The organism is Rosettibacter primus (assembly GCF_036860675.1).
Classification (GTDB): Bacteria; Bacteroidota; Ignavibacteria; order Ignavibacteriales; family Melioribacteraceae; genus Rosettibacter; species Rosettibacter primus.
Window position 1 is genome coordinate 24,847 of sequence record NZ_JAYKGK010000015.1, and the last position, 20,696, is coordinate 45,542.

A 20,696-nucleotide genomic window follows, 5' to 3' on the forward strand; every position below is an offset into this window, starting at 1 on the left:
CTGGAGAACATCATGAAAAGATTTTTTTTATTCTTTTTAATTTATTCTTCCTTGCTTGCACAAAGTAATGTTGATAAACTAATAGAAAAATTAGATTTAATTGCCGAGAGTAGATTTAATGACTGGAAATATTCAACCAATTTTACTTTTTCTCCTGATGAATTATCAAAAATTGAATTTAATGATTCAGATTGGAAATCAGCAACACTCAATGAACGTCTCCAGCTCGATTCATGCTGGTTTAGAAAAGTTATTGAAATCCCATCTTACATTGCAGGGACTCAGGTTAAAGATAGCTTGAAATTTTTTGCAACAGTTGATGATTATAGTTTTATCTGGATTAGTGGTGAATATAAAGGAAAATTTATATGGGATGCAGGTATTGATTTAACAGGTAAAACACTTCCCGGAGAAAAAATTGTCGTTCTAATTAAAGCAATCAATACAGGCGGACCACTTAGATTAATTAATGCAAAGTTGAGTTTTGAAAAACAAACTTCTTTACAAAAATTAATTCAAAATCTTTCTCTTAGCTTTAAAGTTGCACAAAAATTCTTAAGCTTTGATACTTATCAAACAAATGAAAGAGTTAAAGTAGACCCAAAGATTGATTTGTCAAAAGCTGATAAAAAAGAAAAGCAAAAGTTAAATAATCTACTTCAGCAAATTGCATTTGAAATTAAAGTCGATGGATTGGAATATGGCGATACAACAAATTTTGTCTCTTCAGTCAATCAAGCATTAAAAAAATTAAAACCAATACAAGAATTTGTTAAAAGATATACACTTCAATTTACTTCAAATGCACATATTGATGCTGCATGGTTGTGGAGAAAAAAAGAAACTGAAGAAGTAGCAAAGAGAACTTTTTCAGCAGTAATAAACATGTTCAATGCACGTTCTGATTTTACTTATACGCAAAGTCAAGCAGCATTGTATGAATGGATGAAAAAAGATTATCCAGATTTGTTCAATCAAATCAAAAATTATGTTAATTCTGGAAGATGGGAAATATCTGGAGGTATGTGGGTAGAACCTGATTGTAATTTACCGGGGGGTGATTCATGGGCGCGTCAATTATTATTTGGTCAAAAATTCTTTAAGGATAATTTTGGAATTAATGCTCGAATTGGATGGAATCCTGATTCATTTGGTTATAACTGGAATTTACCACAATTAATGCTGCTTGGAGGTCTTGATGCATTTATTACTCAAAAACTTGGCTGGAACGATACAAATGTTTTTCCATATCGGCTATTCTGGTGGCAATCTCCGGATGGTTCTAAAATTTTAACTTACTTCCCATTCAATTATGTGAACACTATTGATAATCCATTTCAACTTGTTGATTGGTTAAGACAATTTGAAGCAAATACAGGATTGACAAAACTTCTGATTCTATTTGGAGTAGGAGATCATGGCGGCGGTCCTTCGCTTGAAATGATGGCAAGAATTGACCAGTTAAAAAATTTATTTATCTATCCTCAAATTGAATTTAATAATGCACAAAGTTATATAGATTGGATTCGCAAACAAGATTTAAGAAAGCTTCCTGTCTGGAATGATGAACTTTATCTTGAATATCACAGAGGAACGGCAACAACACAATCAAATATTAAAAAGTGGAATCGTGAAAGTGAAGTGCTTTTAACAAATGCAGAAAAATTTTCTGCAATATCAACAATTATTGGCGATAATGATTTTCATAGTTTGATTAATGAAGCATGGAAAAATGTTTTGTTTAATCAGTTTCATGATATACTCCCAGGTTCTGGAATTAGAGAAATTTATATTGATGCCGAACTGGATTACAGAAAATCTTTTGAACTTGGAAATTTTGCACTCATTAAATCATTAAAAAATATTGCAAAAAAAGTAAACACTTCTTCAATAAAAGATGGTAAAGCTTTAATTGTGTTCAATTCATTATTATGGCAGCGTGATGATGTAGTAAAGATTGAACTCGAATTAGGTGATAAAAATCATTATAAAATTTTTGATACTGAGGGGAATGAAATTTCTTCGCAAGTTATTCAAAAAGATGACCTTAGAAGAGAAGTAATTTTTATTGCAAGAAATGTTCCTGCACTTGGTTATAAAACTTACATTATTCGCACAGAAAAAAATGAAAATAACTTTAAATCATACTTGCCAGAAAAAAATGTTTATGAAATTGAAAATAATTTCTTCAAGGTAAAAATTAATCCTCAGACTGGATGGATTAGCAACATTTTTGATAAAAGATTCAATAAGGAATTAATTTCTGGAGAAGCAAACAAACTTCAATTGCTGGAAGATAAACCTTCGGCATGGGATGCATGGAATATTGGTTTGACAGGTGTTGAATACCCATCAAAATTTCGCAGAACAGAATTAATGGAAGATGGTCCAGTAAGAAAAATTTTAAGATGCTATCGAGATTATTTGAAACCTGGTGTGGTAAAAGAATTTCCTACAGAAGATTTTCCAAATTCATTCTTTGTGCAGGATATAATTTTATATAATGGAATAGATAGGATTGATTTTAAAACAGATGTAGAATGGTGGGAAGATAAAACAATGCTAAAAGTATCTTTCCCGTTAAATGTTTATGATACTTTAGCAACTTATGAAATTCCATTTGGAATGATAAAGCGCTCGACTACACTGAAATCTCAATTTGACAAAGGCAAGTGGGAAGTAAATGCTCAGAAATGGGCAGATTTATCTGACGAAAATTTTGGAATAGCATTACTGAATAAATCAAAATATGGTTATGATACTAAAGGAAATGTTATGAGATTATCGCTGCTTCGATCTCCAAAGTGGCCCGACCCAACTGCTGACAGAGGAAATCATTCTTTTGAATATTCAATTTATCCTCATCAAAAGAGAGTAGAAGAAAGTGAAACAGTTCATAAAGGTTACGAATTTAATTATCCTCTTCTTTATATCATTGAAGATATACATGAAGGCAGTTTACCAGTTGAGCATTCTTTCATTCAAGTTATGCCCGGAAATGCAATTCTGACTTCTATTAAAAATGCTGAAGAAAATCCACGAGAATTAATTTTAACAATCTATGAGTCATCAGGTAAAGATTCTGAATGTAACTTAACATTACCTTTTACTCCATCTAAAGTTTATGAATCAAACTTTTTGGAAGAAAATGTAAAAGAAATTTTAGTTGAAAAAAATTCAGTAAAATTTCAGTTGAGGAAAAATTCAATCAAAGTATTAAAAGTAGTTTTATTATAATTTTTTATAGCGGAGAAATTTAATATGAAAAGAATCGTTATAACTTTGTTTCTTTTATTATTTCTTAAGTGTAATGTAATTGCACAGGAAAAAATTACAAAAGAGAATGTAGCTAATGCTGAGAAAATACTTGGTCTAGAATTTACAGAAGCAGAAAGAGATTCAATGCTTGATGCATTAAATGAACAGTTAAACAATTATATGAATATTAGAAAAATTAAGATTGATAACAGCATACCGCCAGCAATTCTTTTTAATCCAATTCCTGTTGGAGTTAAAATTGACAATAACCAAAAACCTATTCATTACAGTGATTATAGTTATGCAAAACTTCCAGAAAATTTTGATGACCTTGCATTTTATTCAATTGGTGAACTTGCATATTTAATAAAAACAAGAAAAATTACTTCAACACAGCTTACAAAATTCTTTCTAGAAAGGTTAAAAAAATATGGTCCAAAACTTTACAGTGTTGTCAACCTTACTGAAGAAAGAGCTCTTGAAGAGGCAAAGAAAGCTGATGAAGAAATTGCGAAAGGGAAATACAGAGGGTTATTGCATGGTATTCCATATGGTGTCAAGGATTTACTTACAACAAAAAAATATCCAACAACATGGGGTGCAGAACCTTATCAAAATCAAATCATAGATGAAGATGCAACAGTAATAAAAAAATTACATAACGCAGGTGCAGTTCTTGTCGCTAAGCTTTCAATGGGAGCTTTAGCATGGGGAGATGTATGGTTTGGCGGAACAACTCGCAATCCATGGGACACAACAAAAGGTTCAAGTGGTTCGTCGGCAGGCTCTGCTGCTTCTGTTTCAGCAGGATTAATTCCTTTTGCAATTGGTACAGAGACATGGGGCTCTATTGTATCACCATCTACTGTTTGTGGTGTTACAGGTTTACGGCCAACTTATGGAAGAGTAAGTCGAACAGGTGCAATGGCATTAAGCTGGTCTATGGATAAAATTGGAGTTATTTGCAGATATGCAGAAGACCTTGCAATTGTATTTGATGCAATTAGAGGAAGCGATGGAATTGACCAGACTCTTTATGATGCATCATTCAACTATAAACCAGAAATTAATTTGAAAAAACTGAAAATAGGATATTTAAAAAGTGATTTTGATAGTGATTATCCATTTCATAAAAATGATTCTCTTGCACTAAGAAAGCTTAAAGAACTTGGTGTAGAGTTAATACCGATTGAACTTCCATACATTTCAACTGAAGATTTAGCTTTTATTCTTTCAGCAGAAGCTGCTGCAGCTTTTGATGAACTTACTCGCTCCAATCAAGATGATTTATTAAAAAGGCAAATTAAAAATGCATGGCCTAATGTATTTCGTGCAGCAAGATTTATTCCTGCTGTAGAATATATAAATGCAAATAGAATTCGTTACATGTTAATTCAGGAAATGAAGAAAATATTTGATAAAGTTGATGTTTACATATCACCTTCATGGAAAGGAAATAATTTGTTAACCACTAATTTAACAGGTCATCCATGTGTTGTAGTACCAAATGGCTTTTCGAAAAATGGAACTCCTACAAGTTTCACATTTATAGGTAATCTATTTGATGAGGCAAAATTAATTTCACTTGCAAAAGCTTTTCAGTCGGTAACAGATTTTCACAAATATCATCCTTCAGAATTTAAATAATTTATAAGACCCCCTCTCTTATTTAATATAAAATATTTTGATGAGGGGGAAATTTTCATTCACATTAAAATTTCTTTTTGTTACATTTATATAGAAACCTTATTACAGTTAGAATATTCCTTTCCTCCATTACTCAAATTTATTGGAGGTGAATATGAAAGTCTTGAGTGCTTACGAAAAAGCCCGCGTCTATATCGAGAAACATTATGAAGCATCTGAGGAAGCAAAAGCACAGAAGAGAAAATTAAATCCCGGACCAACAATAACTTTATCGCGACAAACTGGAATTGGGGCAGTAGCAATTTGTGAAAAATTAACAGAATATTTTAACAGCAGGGCAATTGAAGGATATGATGATTGGACTTATTTTGATAGAGAATTAATTGAAAAAATTATGGCAGACCATAATCTGCCTGAACACTTTAGAAAGTATCTTGATGAAGAAAAGCCCCCAAAGATTGAAACTTGGTTTGGAGAAATACTTGGTATTAATCCAAACAAACTTTTGTTGCTTCATAAAATATCACAGACCATCTTAAAGCTTGCTGACTATGGCAATGTAATTATTGTTGGCAGAGGAGCGAATATAATTACGGCTAAAAGACCCAATACTTTTCATATTCGTCTAGTTGCACCATTAAATTATAGAATTGAAAATGCATGCAGACTTTATAACATTGATTATAAAACTGCAGCCGATTTTATTAAAGGTGAAGATGAGGCTCGTAAAAATTATATCTGGAAATATTTTCATAAAGATATTGAAGACCCACTATTGTATCATGTAGTAATTAATACAAATTACCTTAAGACTGAAGAAATTGCAGAGATGATAGGGCAATGTGTAATTCGCAGATTCCCAAAATTTTTTACTAAAAGCAAAATGACAATTGTAAATGATTGAGTTTGATAGTATGAAAACAAAACTAATAGTGTTTTTTGTTTTAATACTATTTATTAGCGAGGAGAGTAAAATGAAATTACAAATTACTTCATCTGCATTTAAAGATGGGGAGATGATTCCATCAAAATATACATGCGATGGAGAAAATATTTCACCTCCACTGAGTTGGAGCGAAATTCCAGATGGAACAAAATCGCTTGCTTTGATAAATGATGACCCGGATGCACCAGTTGGAGATTGGGTTCACTGGATTGTTTATAACATTCCACCAGAAACAAAAGAATTAAAAGAAGCTGCTTCAAATAAAAAATTATTGCCAAAAGGAACACTTGAAGGTTTGAATGACTGGAATAAAAAAGGTTATGGAGGTCCCTGCCCACCTTCAGGTGTCCATAGATATTTTTTTAAGCTTTATGCTCTTGATAATATATTATCATTAAAAGAAGGTGCAACAAAAAGGCAGCTGCTCGATGCAATGCAAGGACACATTTTGGCTCAAGCTCAACTTATTGGTAAATATCAAAGAAAAAGATGATTGTTCTTAAAAATTATTCATCCAAAATTTTTTCAAGATAATCTCTGTATAGAGATTTTGGAATATTTGCTATTACATTTTCGAGCTGTGCTTTTGTAATGAATCCTTTTTGATATGCTATTTCTTCAAGACAAGCGACTTTCAATCCCTGTCTGTCTTCAATAACTCCGAAAAACTGAGAAGCTTTTAATAAAGATTCAGGAGTACCTGTGTCAAGCCAGGCTACTCCTCTTCCAATTCTTTCAACATGAAGTTCACCTAATTCAAGATAAGTTCTATTTACATCTGTAATTTCAAGTTCACCTCTTGCTGAGGGTTTTAAATTTTTAGCTATGTCTACTACTTTATTATCATAAACATATAGACCTGGAACAGCAAAATTAGATTTAGGCTGTTTTGGTTTTTCTTCAATACTTATAGCTTTTCCTGTTGAGTCAAATTCAATTATTCCATAACGTTGAGGGTCATTTACTTGATATGCAAAGATAGTTGCACCTTTTTTATTATTTCTTAATGCTTTATAAAAGAAATCAAGTTTGCCGTAAAAAATATTGTCGCCTAAAATTAGAGTGACTGAATCTTGTCCAATAAATTTTTCTCCAATAATAAAAGATTCTGCAATTCCATTTGGTGCTGCTTGAATTTCATAATCTATTTTTAATCCAAGATGTGAACCATCTTCAAACAATTTTTGATATAATGGTATTGTCTCTGAATTTGATATAATTAATATTTCTCTTATTCCTCCAAGCATTAACACAGACATTGGATAATAAATTAATGGCTTATCATAAATTAATGTTAACTGCTTGCTATAAACTTTTGAAATAGGATACATTCTTGTACCTGAACCACCTGCAAGAACAATTCCTTTCATTTATACCTCTTATGATTATTTTTCAACATTAATATAAGCTCTTTTTAATAATAATTCTTTATCGTTAAATATATCTAATCTGTAATAACCTTCGGAGTTAAATTGATATTTGAAATAAGTATCATACCATTCTGGTTCAATTTTGAATTTTTTTGAATCAACAAAATCTTCATACGGTGAATTTATATTTTTCTTTTTCCAAATTCTTACTTGAATTATATCTGTGTTAAATGGGCGATTATTAATAAAATAGATAATTACTTCTCTACTTTTATGAAGTGAAATTTTTTCAATGATATTGACAGGCTTATTTCCAATAACCTTTTCACAAAATATTATTTTTGAGTTTGGAAATATTTCAGAATTATTTATGCCAATGAAATTATTTTGAGAATTTTCGACCAGCAGAAAATTAGTAGAAATTTTTTCCTCTTTATTATTTACAAGACTTATAGAATATATTCCTTCCTGCTTAAAGCTGTATTCATAAGCTGCCCAGTTTTTTTGGTTATTGAATTTTATAGATGCAGAAAAAATATTTTGCTTATTGTTTTTGTTAATTTTTTCTATTAAAAGATTGATGTTTTCGGTAATTAATAGCTCGTTGATTTTAATCAAAATATAGATTTTGCTATTCACATCTATTTTTCTGTTTGAAATAATTCCTATCGGCTCACCGTTTTCGGTTACCGCTTTGCAATAAATTATTTCTTGTGAAAATATTTTTATTGTGCTCAGAAGAAGAATTAATGATACAATTGAATAGACTAATTTTCCCCTCATTTATATTACGATGATTACTGAAGTGATAATTTTTTATAAAAGTAATGTGCCCGAATATTATTTAATTCGGGCACAAAGTTTTAGTAACTGTCTTTTGATATAATAACTTTGCCTTTAAAAACTCTATAAATAAATATTGTATACGCAATAACTATTGGCATTCCAATTAATGCTATAATTAACATTGTGTTCAATGTATATTGTGAAGAAGAGGCGTTATAAGCTGTTAAACTAAAGTTCAAATCAATACTTGATGGCACTAAGCGAGGATATAAACTCACTGCACTAATACCGAATGCTGAAGCTATAGTAAGTGAAGATGCTAAAAAAGTTAGAAAATATTTTTGACTTTTTAATCCAAAGGGAATATAGAATAATGATACAAGAAGAAGCAAAAACAATATCCAGAATAAATAGTTTTTGTTCATTCCTTCAAATAAATAACTTGAATAGAAAAATGTAAAAAATGTTGCAATGATATAAAGAACAATAAATGTCATCCAGCCACCTGTTGCCCATTTAATCATTCTTTGAAGTTGTTTGCCTTCAGTTTTCATTGTCATATAAATTGCACCATGCATTATAAATAGCGATACTCCTGTCAATCCAATAATTAATGCATATGGATTAAGTAGACTTAAAAATGTGCCAGAATAAATTCCGTATTCATTAATAGGAATTCCTTTAAGAATATTTCCATAAGCAACACTTAATAAAACAGCAATTAATAAACTTCCGATTCCAAAAGCATTATCCCAGATTTTTTTATAAGTATCCGAAATTATTTTCCCTCTGAATTCAAATGAAACGGCACGAAGTATAAGTGCTGTAAGTAAAATCATTAATGCAAGATAGAATGAACTGAATACAGTTGCATAAACTACTGGAAAAGCTGCAAATAGGGCTCCGCCTGCTGTTATAAGCCATACTTCATTTCCATCCCATACAGGTCCAATGGCATTTATGTTTATTCTTTTTTCGTTTTCGTCTTTTGTAAATAAATGGATTATTCCAACACCCAAATCGAATCCATCAAGAATAGAATAACCAATTATTAATATACTGATTAAAATAAACCAGATTGTGTTGAGGTCTATCATATAGTTGCCTCCTTTGGATTAATTGGTTCTGGTCCATGTTTAATTTTTCTAATAAGTACAAATAAGAAAAGGGCAAAAAGAAGTAAATAGATTATTCCAAAAAGAATAATTGAGAACAAAATTTCACCAGCACTCACAGTAATTGAAGCAGCTTCACTTGTTTTAAGTAATTTATAAACAATCCATGGTTGTCTACCAACTTCTGCTGCAATCCATCCAAGCTGGCATGCAATTACAGGGAGTGGAATAGACCAAATATAAATTTTGAGAAGTTTCTTTTTATCCCATAATTTTTTCTTCCATAAGAAATATGTTCCTAAAGCAGTAATAAAAATGAAATACATTCCGAGTAATACCATATTATGATAAGAAACAAATGTTAGAAACAATGGTGGAATTTCATCTTTGGGGAATTCATTAATACCCTTTATTTCAGCATTTATATCTCCAAATGCTAACCAGCTTAACAAACCTGGAATTTCTATAGGTGCTTTTAGTTCGGGTGGATGTTCTACAGGTACAGCAAAAATAGCTAAAGGTGCTCCACTTTGTGTTGTATACAAACCTTGAATGGCAGCAAACTTTTCTGGTTGAGTTCTTGCTACTTGTCTTCCATGTTCATGTCCAAATGGAAATACTTCCAGGAGAGAGACAATGAGACCAAAAATCAAAGCTAATTTCATTGACTTCTTTGCAGTTTCTGTTTCTTTGCCATTCAATATCAAATATGCAGAAATTCCAATCATTAAAAATGCACCCGAGATTAATGATGCATCAAAAGTATGAAAAAAGCGAGGAAGAGTTGATGGATTAAATACAGCTGCCCAAAAATCTGTAAGCTCAGCTCTTCCATTTCTAATTATATAACCAGCTGGAGTTTGTTGCCATGAATTTGCAACAAGAATCCAGAATGCTGAAATTGTTGCACCAACTGCAACCATTAAGATTGAAAACCAGTGAACACCTTTTGAAACACGGTTTCTTCCAAAAATATATAATCCTAAAAAAGTTGATTCGAGAAAAAAAGCAAAAATGCCTTCTGCAGCAAGAGGAGCTCCAAAAATATCACCCACAAATTTTGAATATTCTGCCCAATTTGTTCCAAATTGAAATTCCATTACAACTCCAGTAGCAACACCCATAGCGAAAATCAATCCAAGTATTTTCCCGAAAAAATTTCCGAGCTTTACATACGACTCATCATTTCTTTTCCAGCCAAGTGCTTCAATAATTACAAGAAGCCAAGCAAGACCAATACTCAAAGGAGGAAATATAAAATGGAACCCAATAGTTAATGCAAATTGTAATCGGGCTAATAATAGTGCATCCATATTAAATCCCCAATTTTATTTATGTGCTGTTTGTATTTTATCTAATAAAATGAGTCGCAAGAATAATCAGTTATTTTTAAAGTTATCAGTTTTTGTAGATTCAGCTAAAAACTTTGTTACTCTATTAATGATTTTTTGAGTTTGTCTTTTATTGAATATTGAAAATTCTTCTTTCTTAAGAATTCTGGATAGTGATTTAACTGCTTCAGTAATTAATTGTGCAATATTTGATTCCATCAGGACTAAATCTATGGGGAGCATAAAGAGTGTATCGAATATAGAAGCTTCTACAATTTTTATTAATTGATTGTAACTAAGATCTTCAAGCCGTAATCCAATTGGAATTAATCCACATCTTTGCCTTTGCCTTAATTCAATTTTCATCTTTTCTATCAAAATTGAAATGATGGCTTCAATTGTTATTCTAATTTCAATCATAAATTAATTCCATTTGATGGATTTTATTTCTAATAGTAACCAGAAGATTTTATTAATAGTTCAAACACCATAATTGTTAATTTTTTTGTGAAAGAATAGAAGTTACTTTATATGCTGCTTCTTTTAATGAAGAAGCAACTTCAAAGTTAAGTCCGGAATTTTCAAGCATTTCTTTTGCAAGTTCTGCATTTGTACCTTCAAGACGGATTACAACAGGAATTGTAACATTAATTTCTTTTACTGCATCAATTACGCCTTGAGCAACCCTGTCGCATCGAACAATTCCACCAAAAATATTAATTAGTATTGCTTTAACATTTGGGTCTGAAAGAATAATCTTAAATCCATTAGCAACAGTTTCTTTGTTTGCAGTTCCGCCAACATCTAAAAAGTTTGCTGGTTCACCTCCGGCTAATTTTATAATATCCATTGTAGCCATTGCAAGTCCTGCCCCATTTACCATACAGCCTACATTTCCATCAAGTTTGATGTAATTAAGATTGTATTTTGAAGCTTCTATTTCAAGTGGTTCTTCTTCATCCAAATCCCGATAAGCAGCAATTTCTGGATGACGATAGAGTGCATTATCATCAAAATTCATTTTAGCATCGAGTGCAACTATACGGTCATCATTTGTAATAATTAATGGATTTATTTCTAAGAGTGAAGCATCAGTTTCCTCATAAGCTTTATATAATTTCATTAAGAAAGCAATAAAGTTCTTAAATGCTGTTCCATTGAGTTGAAGTCCAAAAGATAGTTCTCTTGCTTGATAAGGTTGCAATCCTACTGCTGGGTCAATCCAAACTTTTAGAATTTTTTCTGGGGTTTCTTCTGCTACTTTTTCAATTTCAACTCCTCCTTCAGTTGATGCCATAATTACATTTTTTGAAACACTCCGGTCGAGTAGTATTCCAAGATAAAGTTCTTTTTTGTAATCTAAACCTTCAGCAATAAAAACCGTTTTAACAATTCTGCCTTCAGGACCAGTTTGATGAGTAACTAAAAGATTTCCTAACATCTTTGAGGCATATTCTTTCGCTTTCTCAACAGATGTAGTAAATTTTACTCCACCTTCTAAGATTAATTCCTCTTTATTATTCGGATTATAGATTTTTCCTTTTCCTCTCCCTCCAGCATGAATTTGTGATTTTACTACAAACTGATTTATTCCTCGAGATTGAAGCTTGGCAATAGCATCATCAAATTCAGAAATATTTTTTATAGGAATGCCATCCTGAATTGGGACATCATATTTTTTCAGTAATTCTTTGGCTTGAAATTCGTGAATTTTCATAATAATTCCCTTATTAGTAAATCTATGATTTAATTCTCTTATGAAAAATTAAGTCATTTCTTTTACAGATTCAATTTAGTGAATTTATATGAGAATCTTTTTGTTAAATATAAAAATTTTAGGCAAGCATTATGAATAGAAAGCAAAAAATAGTGTTATATGTTTTCTTATCTATAATTATTATTTCATTTGTTATCTGGATCATCTATGGTGGAGAAATTTTTACAAAAACTCAGGTAATGATTGAAACTAAAGATGAATTATTTGGCTGGACAGAAAGAAAATGGGTAGATAAATTTGTATGGGGACTTGATTTAAGTCTATTATTAAGTCTTTTTAGTATAATAACCGGGGTATTATTAATTTATCTTTTTAGGGAAAAGAAGAATTTATAGAACTAGTTCGTGTTTTTTCATCATAAGAATTTAGCAATTCAATAAGAGATTCACTTGAATAAATTGTATCATATATTATGGAATCAATACCTTCAATATTTGCCAATTTATTGCTTATTTGTATTATTGTAGAAGTTGAAAAATCTTCCTGTATAATTGGTGTTGAGTGGTGTAACAAAACAGCATCTATTATACGCTTAGGAAAACCCCACAAAGCTAATGCATAAGCACCAATTTCGGAGTGAGTTGCTCCCAGAATATTTTTTGCTGCTTCATCATCTAAATAAGCATTCTTTATTTCATGCTTCATGAAATACGGATTTTTATTTATCATATTCAAGATGATTATCTTTCCGATATCATGCAGAATTCCGGCAATATAAGATTCTTCGGCTGTTTCTCTTTTTCCTGTAAAATGCGAGGCAAGTTTGTGAGAAATATTGCTTACAACTAAGCTATGATTCCATATGGATTCTATTATTTCTTTTAATTCAGGTTTCTTTTCTAAGAGAGAAAATACTTTTGTATATAGTATTACAGATTTGATTATGTTCAAGCCTAATATATTTACTGCTTGGTAAATATCAGTTATTTTTGCTGCAACCCCAAAGTAAGCAGAATTTGCTAGTTGAAATATTTTTGTAGTTAATGCAATATCTTTTGAGATTAAATTTATTACTCGATGAATTGATGTATCAGGAGAAAATATTTCTTTTTCAATCTTGTAATACAATTCTGGTAAGGCAGGAATACCATCTTCACCATTTAGTTTTTTTAGTGTGTCTTCATTCCGAATTAAATTTTTAAGTATAAGCGGGATTTCAATTTTTTCTTTAATTGTTTCAATATTATCTGGAATTGCTAAAAATTGATGGGCTAAATTGAAGGACCTAATAGAAAATTCTTCATGATTTTTATCTGAAAATATTATTCGAACAATTTCAGGGTAGCTTTTCTTTATTCTTGATAAGATTTCTGCAGCGGATGGTTGTTTTATGTCATAATTAATCAAACAAACATCTATATTAATATTTTTTAATATAAAAAGTGCTTCGTTACTACTGCTTACAAAAAAACTATGATAATTATTGAAAAATGGAGCAAAAGTTTCTTTACAATTTTCCAGATTATTATCTATGAAAAGAATATTATATTCCATCATTACCTCAAGCTTGAATTTGATTTATAGGATGAATAGGCAAAATTTAATTTTTCTATTCTATTATCGTAAAAAGTAAAAATAATTTAAGTTATCACAGTGCATCATTGCTTATCTTCTATTTTTCTTCTGAACTTTATAGTTTATTGAACTGTTTTGCTGTAAACAATAATTAGGATTTAGGATGAAAAAGTATTTTCTATTATCATTTATTTTCTTTATAAATTTTATTATTAATGCCCAGGGTTTCAAAGTAAAGGCAAGCGGAACTCAAACCTTTTATTTTGAAGATGAAAGTGGAAGAAATCAAGCCACTTTTTTCAGCACAACTCCTCTGGAAGATATAACAGGTACAGCAAATGGTATATCAGGTTCTGTTACTTTTGATGTAGCAAATTTTGCAAATACTTTAAGAGGCAAAGTAATTGTTAAAGTTGCATCTATAAATACTGGCATAGAGCTTAGGAACAAGCATTTGAGAAGTAAAAATTGGCTCGATGCAGAAAAATACCCGGACATAATTTTTGATATTAAATCTGTAACAGATGTGAAACAATTAGCTGATAATAAGCTTTCTTTCAAAGTAATTGGTAATTTTTCAATGCACGGTGTTACAAAAGAAATTAGTGCAAATGTTGAAGCTACATATTTAGATGAAAACGAGGATACACGAAAAAGAGCACCAGGTGATTTATTAGGTATACGCGGAAAATTTAATATCAAGCTTTCTGATTTTAAGGTGGAAAATCAGATTATCGGAAATAAAGTTGCAGAAGAAATTGAAGTAAGTGTTAATATTGTTGGTTCTAATAAAAAATAAATAATTAATTAAGAATTATTGCTAAAACACAAAAGTCAATAAAATGAATTTGGTAAATATTTTTATTTCACCTCTTTGAGTTAATAAGTCGTTTATTAAAAATTTTTAGAGTCATTGAAAAAATTCCGAAGGGACAAAAATTATTGCTGATTTCTTTTTATTTCAGTTTGATTGAAAATGCTGTCAGATAAACCTTTATTTATTTTATAGTTTGAATAAATTATTGTCACAACTCCACTAATTGGTTGTCTTAATTTTCGTTTAAAGTTACCATTTTCTTTTTGTTGTTCAGGAATATTAGTTGCCCGAGAATTTATTTCTCCAAAATTAAACTTTACTTTTGATGGCAGAACTATACTTGCTTTTTCATCATATGTTAATTCTATTCTGATAGTCCCGGATTTTTTTGTTACAGTCTCAATTTTTCTAATAACTTTTTCATTCGTATCAATCCATAATGTAGATAAGATTATATCAGTAGTATCGGAATTAGGAATAATTTTTACAACATCACACTTTTTATTGTTTAGAAGTTCGGAGCGAACATAAAGTGCAGCAAAATCATCTTTTATTAATAGAGAAGGAAAAAAATTTAATCCATGCTTTGGCAGCATTACAAAACTTTCGGATTGAATTTTGAATTTATTCGGCTGCTTAAAAAAGATTTTAATTTTAGATTCGGGCATTTTTACAGAAGTAATATCAAATTTTATTTCTGCATCTACTTCATAATCGCGAATCAATTCAAATTTTTCTTTGACAGCATTTAATATCATTAATGGGTCTTTTTGCTGTCCATAATTTAACGACAAAACGAAAAGCAAAATAATAATTATGTTTCTCATTAAATCCTCAGCTTAATATATCTTTCTTAATAAAAATGTAAGAAGTTAATAAAAATAAAATGGCAGAGTAAATTCCTAAGATTAGTGCAGAATTAAAAATTTCATTATAATCTACTTGATAATGAAAAAATACTTCCCATTGCGACATATGTGTTGTGAAAAAATATGGCTGAATTTCATTAAGAAAATCAACTGGTAGAGCAGACAAAACAAATAAAACAATAATTACTGCCATTGCTGCTACAATTGGTCCTATTGCATTTTCAACTAAAGATGAAAAAAAGAATGAAAGAGAAAAGACAGTAATCATACTTAAAATAGCGAAAGAATAAGCATAAGCAAATCTCCAGAGAACATCATCTGATGCAAAAATTATAATTTCACCTCTGAAAGAAATTAATTCGCCTGTCCCAAAAATTAAAACGCTGACACCTAAGCTTAAGAACGCAAGCCATGCAATTAATGAAATAACATAGACTATTCCTGCAATATATTTTGCACTTACAATTTGAAAACGAGAAACGGGACGTGTAAGCAGAATTCTATAAGTCCCAGCGGTAGCTTCGCCGGCTAAAATATCTCCGCCTACAAGAACAATTAAAAATGGTATATGAATAAATAATGAAGAGAGAACTAAATTTGCAATAAGATAACCGTTGAAAAGATTCCCAACCATTAAAAACGAATCTTGAAGATTGCGAGTTATAACTTTTAGATAATCATTACCAGTAAAATAAAGTGCAAGTTGTATGATAGGAATTAAAACACCGATTGCAATAAATCCAATGTATGTTCTCCACTTCTTAAATATTTTCAAAAGTTCGATATAAATTAAAGTTTTCATTTTTCGCTTCCTTCCGTAATTTTCAAGAAATAATCTTCGAGGGAGCGAATTGGAATTACTGCACTTACATTAATAGAATTTTCGACAAGATATTTATTAAGAGCTGCAATTTCTTTATTGTTCATTTCTAATGTTATTAAATTCTTTTCTTTTGATTTAATATTATCTTTCCATGCGGTAAGATTTATTACATTTAGAGCTTTTTCAATATCATCCACTTCAAAAGTTACATTAACTTTACTCGAGTTTAGTAAATCTTCAACGTTGCCTTCGACTAATGCTTTCCCTTTATTAATTATAATCATTCGTGTAGCAATGAGTTCAACTTCTCTTAAAATATGAGAAGAAAGAAAAATTGTTTTGCCTTTAGATTTACTCAAATAAACAATTAAGTCTCGAATTTCTTTCATGCCTTGAGGGTCTAAGCCTGTTGTAGGCTCATCAAGAATTATTAATTCAGGGTCATGTAAAAGTGCCTGTGCAATTCCAAGTCTTTGTTTCATCCCATGAGAAAATGTTTTTACTTTACTTTTGTATCGAGATGATAGACCAACTAAATCGAGCATCTCCATAATTTTTTTCTTAGAAATATCAGCTCCACTAATTTTTCCAAGTATTTCAAGATTTTTATAAGCTGATAGATAAAGATAAAAATCAGGTTTTTCTGCAATTGCACCAACTTTTTGAAGAATTTCTCTGCGATTAGAATTAAGTGGCATTCCAAAAATTTTAATTGTGCCAGATGTAGGTTTGATAAGTGAAAGAAGCATTCTTATAGTTGTACTTTTTCCTGCTCCATTTGGTCCTAAGAATCCAAAAACATCACCATGAAAAACATTAAGGTCAAGATTATCAACCGCAATTAAATTCCCGAATTTTTTAGTTAATCCATGAACTTCAATTACTTTTTCACTTTGCAATTAGTAGTCTCCAAAAATTTATAAACATAAGACGAATTCTTTTGTTGTATGTTTTAATTAGATTGATTATTTCTTTTTCCAAAAGATGAATCAATAGAAATATATTTAGCTAAGATGAATGAAGGTATAGTTGCAATACAAACCCAAATAAAAAAGTATTTGTATCCAATTGCTTCTTGAATCATGCCGCTGAACATTCCAGGTAGCATCATACCTAATGCCATAAATCCTGTAGCAATTGCGTAATGGGAGGTTTTGTATTCGCCTTCTGAGATATAAATCATATACATCATGTAAGCAGTAAAACCAAGACCGTATCCAAATTGCTCAACGGCAACACATGCATTTATAATAAGTAAATTTGTTGGTTGTATATATGCAAGGAAGACATACAACAAATCAGGAACATTTAATGCAATAAGCATTGGAATTAACATTGATTTTAATCCCTTTTTAGAAATTAAAAATCCACCAATAATTCCGCCGATAATTAATGCAACAATTCCGATAGTTCCATAAATAAATCCAACTTCAGAAGTAGATAGACCAAGACCTCCAGTATCACGTGAATCGAGCATGAATGGTGAAACCAATTTAACTAATTGAGCTTCACCAAGTCTGTATAGCAACAAAAAGCCGATTATCAGAAGAATATTTTCTTTTTCAAAAAATCTAAAGAATGCTCTGAAAAATTCTTTTATAACAGATGACCTTCTTTCTTGAAGTATTGATTTATCGGTTGCAGGATGAGGCAATACAAAGTTGTGATAGATGAAGAATACAAAATAAAGTATTGCAACAAAAGCAAAAGGAATAATCCATGCAATAGGAATTTTTTCTGATTGAATTTTTAAGATTGCTTCAGATTTTTTTTGAACTAAAGGGTCAATTTGAACAACCGCATACGCTAATTTATTCCAGTTGGTTGAGTTGAAAGTGATTGACCTGCCTGTTAAAATAGAAAAACCGGAAGAACCATTGGCAAAGTCAAGAGTAATTTTATAATTCTTATCTTTATCCGGCTTCTTTGAAAGATGAAAAGAAATTAATCCAATATTTCCAACTAATTCATGAGAATTTGTTGTATCGGGAATAGATAATCTTTCTTGAGTGAATCCATTTATAATGTTAAACTTTTGTGCAAAGTTTACAAAGAAATTAACTGTTTCTTTTGTTTGAGGATGTGTGCTTATTTCGAGAATTGAAGGTCTGGCAATAATTTTCAATTTACCTTCAACAGGCAAGACTTTTGATGAATCAATTTGGATTGTGTTTTCGAAAAATTTTTCTGGAGAGACAATTAATTTTACTTCTGCAGGTGTAACTGATAAAGTTGATTCTAAGTATCCTGCAACAATAACAAGTAATCCTTGACCTGCAATCATTGCAATTCGATAAAAAGTGCTTCTAATTCCAACAAAGAAAGATTGCTGATTTTCAGAAAGCGACAGCATATAAAATCCGTCTGCAGATATATCATGTGTAGCAGAACTAAATGCTATTAACCAGAAAAATGCTAAAGTGAATTGAAAAAAATCAGGGACCGGGATTGTAAAGGCAACTCCTGCTAATCCTGCTCCAATCAAGAGCTGCATAGAAAGTATCCAGAACCGTTTTGTTTTGAATATATCAACAAATGGACTCCATAAAGGTTTGATAACCCAGGGAAGATAAAGCCAGCTTGTATAAAGAGCAATATCTGCATTTGAAATGCCAAGTCTTTTATACATTATAACAGAAACAGTAATTACAATTACATACGGAAGTCCTTCTGAAAAATACAAAGTTGGGACCCAGAACCATGGATTTTTAGTTTTTGCAATTTTTTTGTTGTAAGATTTTTTAATAATCATTTTTCAATCTGTTTTTGATGAATCAGTTTTTTAGCTAATAATGCAGCTCCAATTTCAGGTGGATATTTCGGTTTAATAATTTTTATTCTTTTGAATTTCTTTTTAATCTTTCCTTTAATTGATTTTGAATAAAAATTATTGTCAGATATTAAATTTCCAATTAAGCAGAGCTTAAAATTTTCTCCTAAAAATTTTGTTGCAGATTTGATAAGAAGTATGATTTCGTCTGATTCTTCTTCTAGGATTGATTGTGCAATTCTGTCTTTTTTTTCTGCAGCTAGAATTACATAAGGAGCAAAGTTTTGTATTTCTAATTTATTGTTGTAAATATTTTTTATAAGTTCGTCGCGGCATTTAATGGAAAATTTTTTCTTTAGAATATCAGTCAAAATTGTATTGCTAATTCTTCCATCAAAACATTTTGTAACTGCTTGCAATCCTTTTTTCCCAATTGAATATCCGCTTCCTTCGTCACCAATTAATCTGCCATAGCCTCCGGCAATAAATATTTCTCCATTTTTATTTTTTGAAAATAATATTGAACCTGTTCCTATAATTAAAATAGTTCCTTCATTTCCGTTAAATGCACCTTCATGTGCAATTTCTATATCGCTAATTATATTGAAATTAGGAAGTTTGATTTTTTTCTCTTTTGATTTTTTAATCATTGCTTTTCTTAAATTTTCTGAATTTTCCTTTCTACCGCAGCCTGAAATTCCCAATGTGCAATGTAAAATTTTATGTTTCTTAATAACCTTCTCGATTAAATTGATTAAATAAGAAGCAGAATTTTCATAACCAACAATCAACGGGTTAGAAGGACCCCCCTCAAGTTCAAATATTACTTCAAGATTACTATTGATGCATGCACATTTAGTTTTTGTTCCGCCGCCGTCTATCCCTAAGAAGTAGTCCATTGATTAAGTAGAAATATTTAAGCGCTAAGATATGGAAAAATTAAAAAGAATAAAAAATTGACAGATAAAAATTTTGTAAACATAAGATTATAATTGAATTCGTTGATTATTGTTGCTAATTTTCATTCGCCTCATTTGAATATTAATTCTCTTAAGAAAATGTGAGAATGTTGCTTTCTATTTATGATTGAAATTGTTTTTGCTGCAGGATTAGTTAATAAATAATTATGGAGGGACAATGCCTTCAAAAAAATTAAAAGAGTTTCTGGATCAAAATAATGTAAAATATGTAACAATCCGACATTCACTTGCCTATACTTCTCAGGAAATTGCTGCTTCGGCTCATATTAAAGGGAAGAATCTGGCAAAGACAGTATTAATTAAAATCAACGGCAAAATGGCAATGCTTGTTCTTCCTGCTACTCATAAAGTTGATTTTGATTTACTCAAAAATGCATTAGGCCAAGAAAATGTTCGGCTTGCAAACGAGCAGGAATTCCTTGATAAGTTTCCTGAATGTGAAGTGGGTGCTATGCCGCCTTTCGGAAATCTTTATAATATGGAAGTTTATGTTGACGAAACTTTATCCGAAGACAAAGAAATTGCATTTAATGCAGGGACTCATGTTGAACTTATTCAAATGTCTTACGAAGATTTTGAAAGACTTGTAAAACCAAAGAAAATGAAATTTTCTCATATTTCAAAACTATAATTTAACTAATAATCTAAAATCCGATATAGGACATTAAAAAGTAGATTTTTTCTATAATGTG

General features: G+C 30.4%; 19 protein-coding genes. 7 read left to right on the forward strand and 12 right to left on the reverse strand.

What is annotated here, in order from left to right:
• Window positions 1-12: 12 nt before the first annotated feature.
• From VJY32_RS13675 to VJY32_RS13690, 4 genes are all read left to right on the forward strand, one after another.
• Window positions 13-3,237: an alpha-mannosidase gene (locus VJY32_RS13675; protein WP_353678493.1), complete on the forward strand. Its 3,225-nt coding sequence runs from the start codon at window positions 13-15 to the stop codon at window positions 3,235-3,237.
• Between the two features lie 24 nt (window positions 3,238-3,261).
• On the forward strand, window positions 3,262-4,905 hold the full coding sequence (locus VJY32_RS13680) for an amidase (protein ID WP_353678494.1): 1,644 nt from the start codon (window positions 3,262-3,264) through the stop codon (window positions 4,903-4,905).
• A 154-nt stretch (window positions 4,906-5,059) separates the two neighbouring features.
• On the forward strand, window positions 5,060-5,809 hold the full coding sequence (locus VJY32_RS13685) for a cytidylate kinase-like family protein (protein WP_353678495.1): 750 nt from the start codon (window positions 5,060-5,062) through the stop codon (window positions 5,807-5,809).
• Window positions 5,810-5,879: 70 nt separating this feature from the next.
• Window positions 5,880-6,344, forward strand: coding sequence for a YbhB/YbcL family Raf kinase inhibitor-like protein (locus VJY32_RS13690; RefSeq protein ID WP_353678496.1), 465 nt, complete (start codon window positions 5,880-5,882; stop codon window positions 6,342-6,344).
• Window positions 6,345-6,357: 13 nt separating this feature from the next.
• Here VJY32_RS13690 and rfbA read toward each other — a convergent pair whose 3' ends face one another.
• From rfbA to sucC, 6 genes are all read right to left on the reverse strand, one after another.
• On the reverse strand, window positions 6,358-7,221 hold the full coding sequence (gene rfbA, locus VJY32_RS13695; protein WP_353678497.1) for a glucose-1-phosphate thymidylyltransferase RfbA: 864 nt from the start codon (window positions 7,219-7,221) through the stop codon (window positions 6,358-6,360).
• Window positions 7,222-7,236: 15 nt separating this feature from the next.
• Complete coding sequence (locus tag VJY32_RS13700) at window positions 7,237-8,004, reverse strand: hypothetical protein (protein ID WP_353678498.1); 768 nt, start codon at window positions 8,002-8,004, stop codon at window positions 7,237-7,239.
• An 80-nt stretch (window positions 8,005-8,084) separates the two neighbouring features.
• Entirely contained in the window at window positions 8,085-9,104 is a 1,020-nt protein-coding gene (gene cydB / locus VJY32_RS13705; RefSeq protein WP_353678499.1) for a cytochrome d ubiquinol oxidase subunit II, read from the reverse strand.
• Window positions 9,101-10,435, reverse strand: coding sequence for a cytochrome ubiquinol oxidase subunit I (locus VJY32_RS13710; RefSeq protein ID WP_353678500.1), 1,335 nt, complete (start codon window positions 10,433-10,435; stop codon window positions 9,101-9,103). The genes cydB and VJY32_RS13710 overlap by 4 nt, the downstream gene beginning before the upstream one ends.
• Window positions 10,436-10,501: 66 nt before the next feature.
• Window positions 10,502-10,873: a hypothetical protein gene (locus VJY32_RS13715; protein WP_353678501.1), complete on the reverse strand. Its 372-nt coding sequence runs from the start codon at window positions 10,871-10,873 to the stop codon at window positions 10,502-10,504.
• A 76-nt stretch (window positions 10,874-10,949) separates the two neighbouring features.
• The gene (sucC, locus tag VJY32_RS13720) at window positions 10,950-12,170 is read right to left on the reverse strand and encodes an ADP-forming succinate--CoA ligase subunit beta (RefSeq protein ID WP_353678502.1); all 1,221 of its coding nucleotides are present in this window, start codon (window positions 12,168-12,170) and stop codon (window positions 10,950-10,952) included.
• A 131-nt stretch (window positions 12,171-12,301) separates the two neighbouring features.
• Between sucC and VJY32_RS13725 the strand changes: the two genes are divergently transcribed.
• The gene (locus VJY32_RS13725) at window positions 12,302-12,565 is read left to right on the forward strand and encodes a hypothetical protein (RefSeq protein ID WP_353678503.1); all 264 of its coding nucleotides are present in this window, start codon (window positions 12,302-12,304) and stop codon (window positions 12,563-12,565) included.
• Here the strand turns inward: VJY32_RS13725 and VJY32_RS13730 are convergent.
• Window positions 12,543-13,724: an HDOD domain-containing protein gene (locus VJY32_RS13730; protein ID WP_353678504.1), complete on the reverse strand. Its 1,182-nt coding sequence runs from the start codon at window positions 13,722-13,724 to the stop codon at window positions 12,543-12,545. The genes VJY32_RS13725 and VJY32_RS13730 overlap by 23 nt on opposite strands.
• A 184-nt stretch (window positions 13,725-13,908) precedes the next feature.
• Between VJY32_RS13730 and VJY32_RS13735 the strand changes: the two genes are divergently transcribed.
• Window positions 13,909-14,544 (forward strand): YceI family protein, encoded by a 636-nt coding sequence (locus tag VJY32_RS13735; protein WP_353678505.1) that lies wholly within the window; start codon window positions 13,909-13,911, stop codon window positions 14,542-14,544.
• Between the two features lie 140 nt (window positions 14,545-14,684).
• Here VJY32_RS13735 and VJY32_RS13740 read toward each other — a convergent pair whose 3' ends face one another.
• From VJY32_RS13740 to VJY32_RS13760, 5 genes are read right to left on the reverse strand one after another with little or no spacing between them, the layout of a single operon-like run.
• Window positions 14,685-15,389, reverse strand: a complete 705-nt coding sequence (locus VJY32_RS13740) for a hypothetical protein (RefSeq protein ID WP_353678506.1) — start codon at window positions 15,387-15,389, stop codon at window positions 14,685-14,687.
• A gap of 7 nt (window positions 15,390-15,396) precedes the next feature.
• Entirely contained in the window at window positions 15,397-16,233 is an 837-nt protein-coding gene (locus VJY32_RS13745) for an ABC transporter permease (RefSeq protein WP_353678507.1), read from the reverse strand.
• Entirely contained in the window at window positions 16,230-17,153 is a 924-nt protein-coding gene (locus VJY32_RS13750; protein ID WP_353678508.1) for an ABC transporter ATP-binding protein, read from the reverse strand. Before VJY32_RS13750 ends, VJY32_RS13745 begins: the two co-directional genes overlap by 4 nt.
• Before the next feature lie 53 nt (window positions 17,154-17,206).
• Window positions 17,207-19,006, reverse strand: coding sequence for an MFS transporter (locus tag VJY32_RS13755; RefSeq protein WP_353678509.1), 1,800 nt, complete (start codon window positions 19,004-19,006; stop codon window positions 17,207-17,209).
• A complete protein-coding gene (locus tag VJY32_RS13760; protein WP_353678510.1) occupies window positions 19,003-19,923 on the reverse strand; it encodes an N-acetylglucosamine kinase in 921 nt (306 codons plus the stop codon). The genes VJY32_RS13755 and VJY32_RS13760 overlap by 4 nt, the downstream gene beginning before the upstream one ends.
• A gap of 238 nt (window positions 19,924-20,161) precedes the next feature.
• Here VJY32_RS13760 and VJY32_RS13765 point away from each other — a divergent pair, with 238 nt between their 5' ends.
• Window positions 20,162-20,635: an aminoacyl-tRNA deacylase gene (locus VJY32_RS13765; protein ID WP_353678511.1), complete on the forward strand. Its 474-nt coding sequence runs from the start codon at window positions 20,162-20,164 to the stop codon at window positions 20,633-20,635.
• The last annotated feature ends 61 nt before the right edge of the window (window positions 20,636-20,696 follow it).

Bases quoted from the DNA above. Each gene is read 5' to 3' on its own strand.
- VJY32_RS13710 (WP_353678500.1), bottom strand. From the start codon at position 10,435: ATGGATGCACTATTATTAGCCCGATTACAATTTGCATTAACTATTGGG.
- VJY32_RS13715 (WP_353678501.1), bottom strand. From the start codon at position 10,873: ATGATTGAAATTAGAATAACAATTGAAGCCATCATTTCAATTTTGATA.
- rfbA (WP_353678497.1), bottom strand. From the start codon at position 7,221: ATGAAAGGAATTGTTCTTGCAGGTGGTTCAGGTACAAGAATGTATCCT.
- VJY32_RS13680 (WP_353678494.1), top strand. From the start codon at position 3,262: ATGAAAAGAATCGTTATAACTTTGTTTCTTTTATTATTTCTTAAGTGT.
- sucC (WP_353678502.1), bottom strand. From the start codon at position 12,170: ATGAAAATTCACGAATTTCAAGCCAAAGAATTACTGAAAAAATATGAT.
- VJY32_RS13735 (WP_353678505.1), top strand. From the start codon at position 13,909: ATGAAAAAGTATTTTCTATTATCATTTATTTTCTTTATAAATTTTATT.
- VJY32_RS13755 (WP_353678509.1), bottom strand. From the start codon at position 19,006: ATGATTATTAAAAAATCTTACAACAAAAAAATTGCAAAAACTAAAAAT.
- VJY32_RS13690 (WP_353678496.1), top strand. From the start codon at position 5,880: ATGAAATTACAAATTACTTCATCTGCATTTAAAGATGGGGAGATGATT.
- VJY32_RS13675 (WP_353678493.1), top strand. From the start codon at position 13: ATGAAAAGATTTTTTTTATTCTTTTTAATTTATTCTTCCTTGCTTGCA.
- VJY32_RS13760 (WP_353678510.1), bottom strand. From the start codon at position 19,923: ATGGACTACTTCTTAGGGATAGACGGCGGCGGAACAAAAACTAAATGT.
- VJY32_RS13745 (WP_353678507.1), bottom strand. From the start codon at position 16,233: ATGAAAACTTTAATTTATATCGAACTTTTGAAAATATTTAAGAAGTGG.
- VJY32_RS13740 (WP_353678506.1), bottom strand. From the start codon at position 15,389: ATGAGAAACATAATTATTATTTTGCTTTTCGTTTTGTCGTTAAATTAT.
- VJY32_RS13700 (WP_353678498.1), bottom strand. From the start codon at position 8,004: ATGAGGGGAAAATTAGTCTATTCAATTGTATCATTAATTCTTCTTCTG.
- cydB (WP_353678499.1), bottom strand. From the start codon at position 9,104: ATGATAGACCTCAACACAATCTGGTTTATTTTAATCAGTATATTAATA.
- VJY32_RS13730 (WP_353678504.1), bottom strand. From the start codon at position 13,724: ATGGAATATAATATTCTTTTCATAGATAATAATCTGGAAAATTGTAAA.
- VJY32_RS13725 (WP_353678503.1), top strand. From the start codon at position 12,302: ATGAATAGAAAGCAAAAAATAGTGTTATATGTTTTCTTATCTATAATT.
- VJY32_RS13765 (WP_353678511.1), top strand. From the start codon at position 20,162: ATGCCTTCAAAAAAATTAAAAGAGTTTCTGGATCAAAATAATGTAAAA.
- VJY32_RS13685 (WP_353678495.1), top strand. From the start codon at position 5,060: ATGAAAGTCTTGAGTGCTTACGAAAAAGCCCGCGTCTATATCGAGAAA.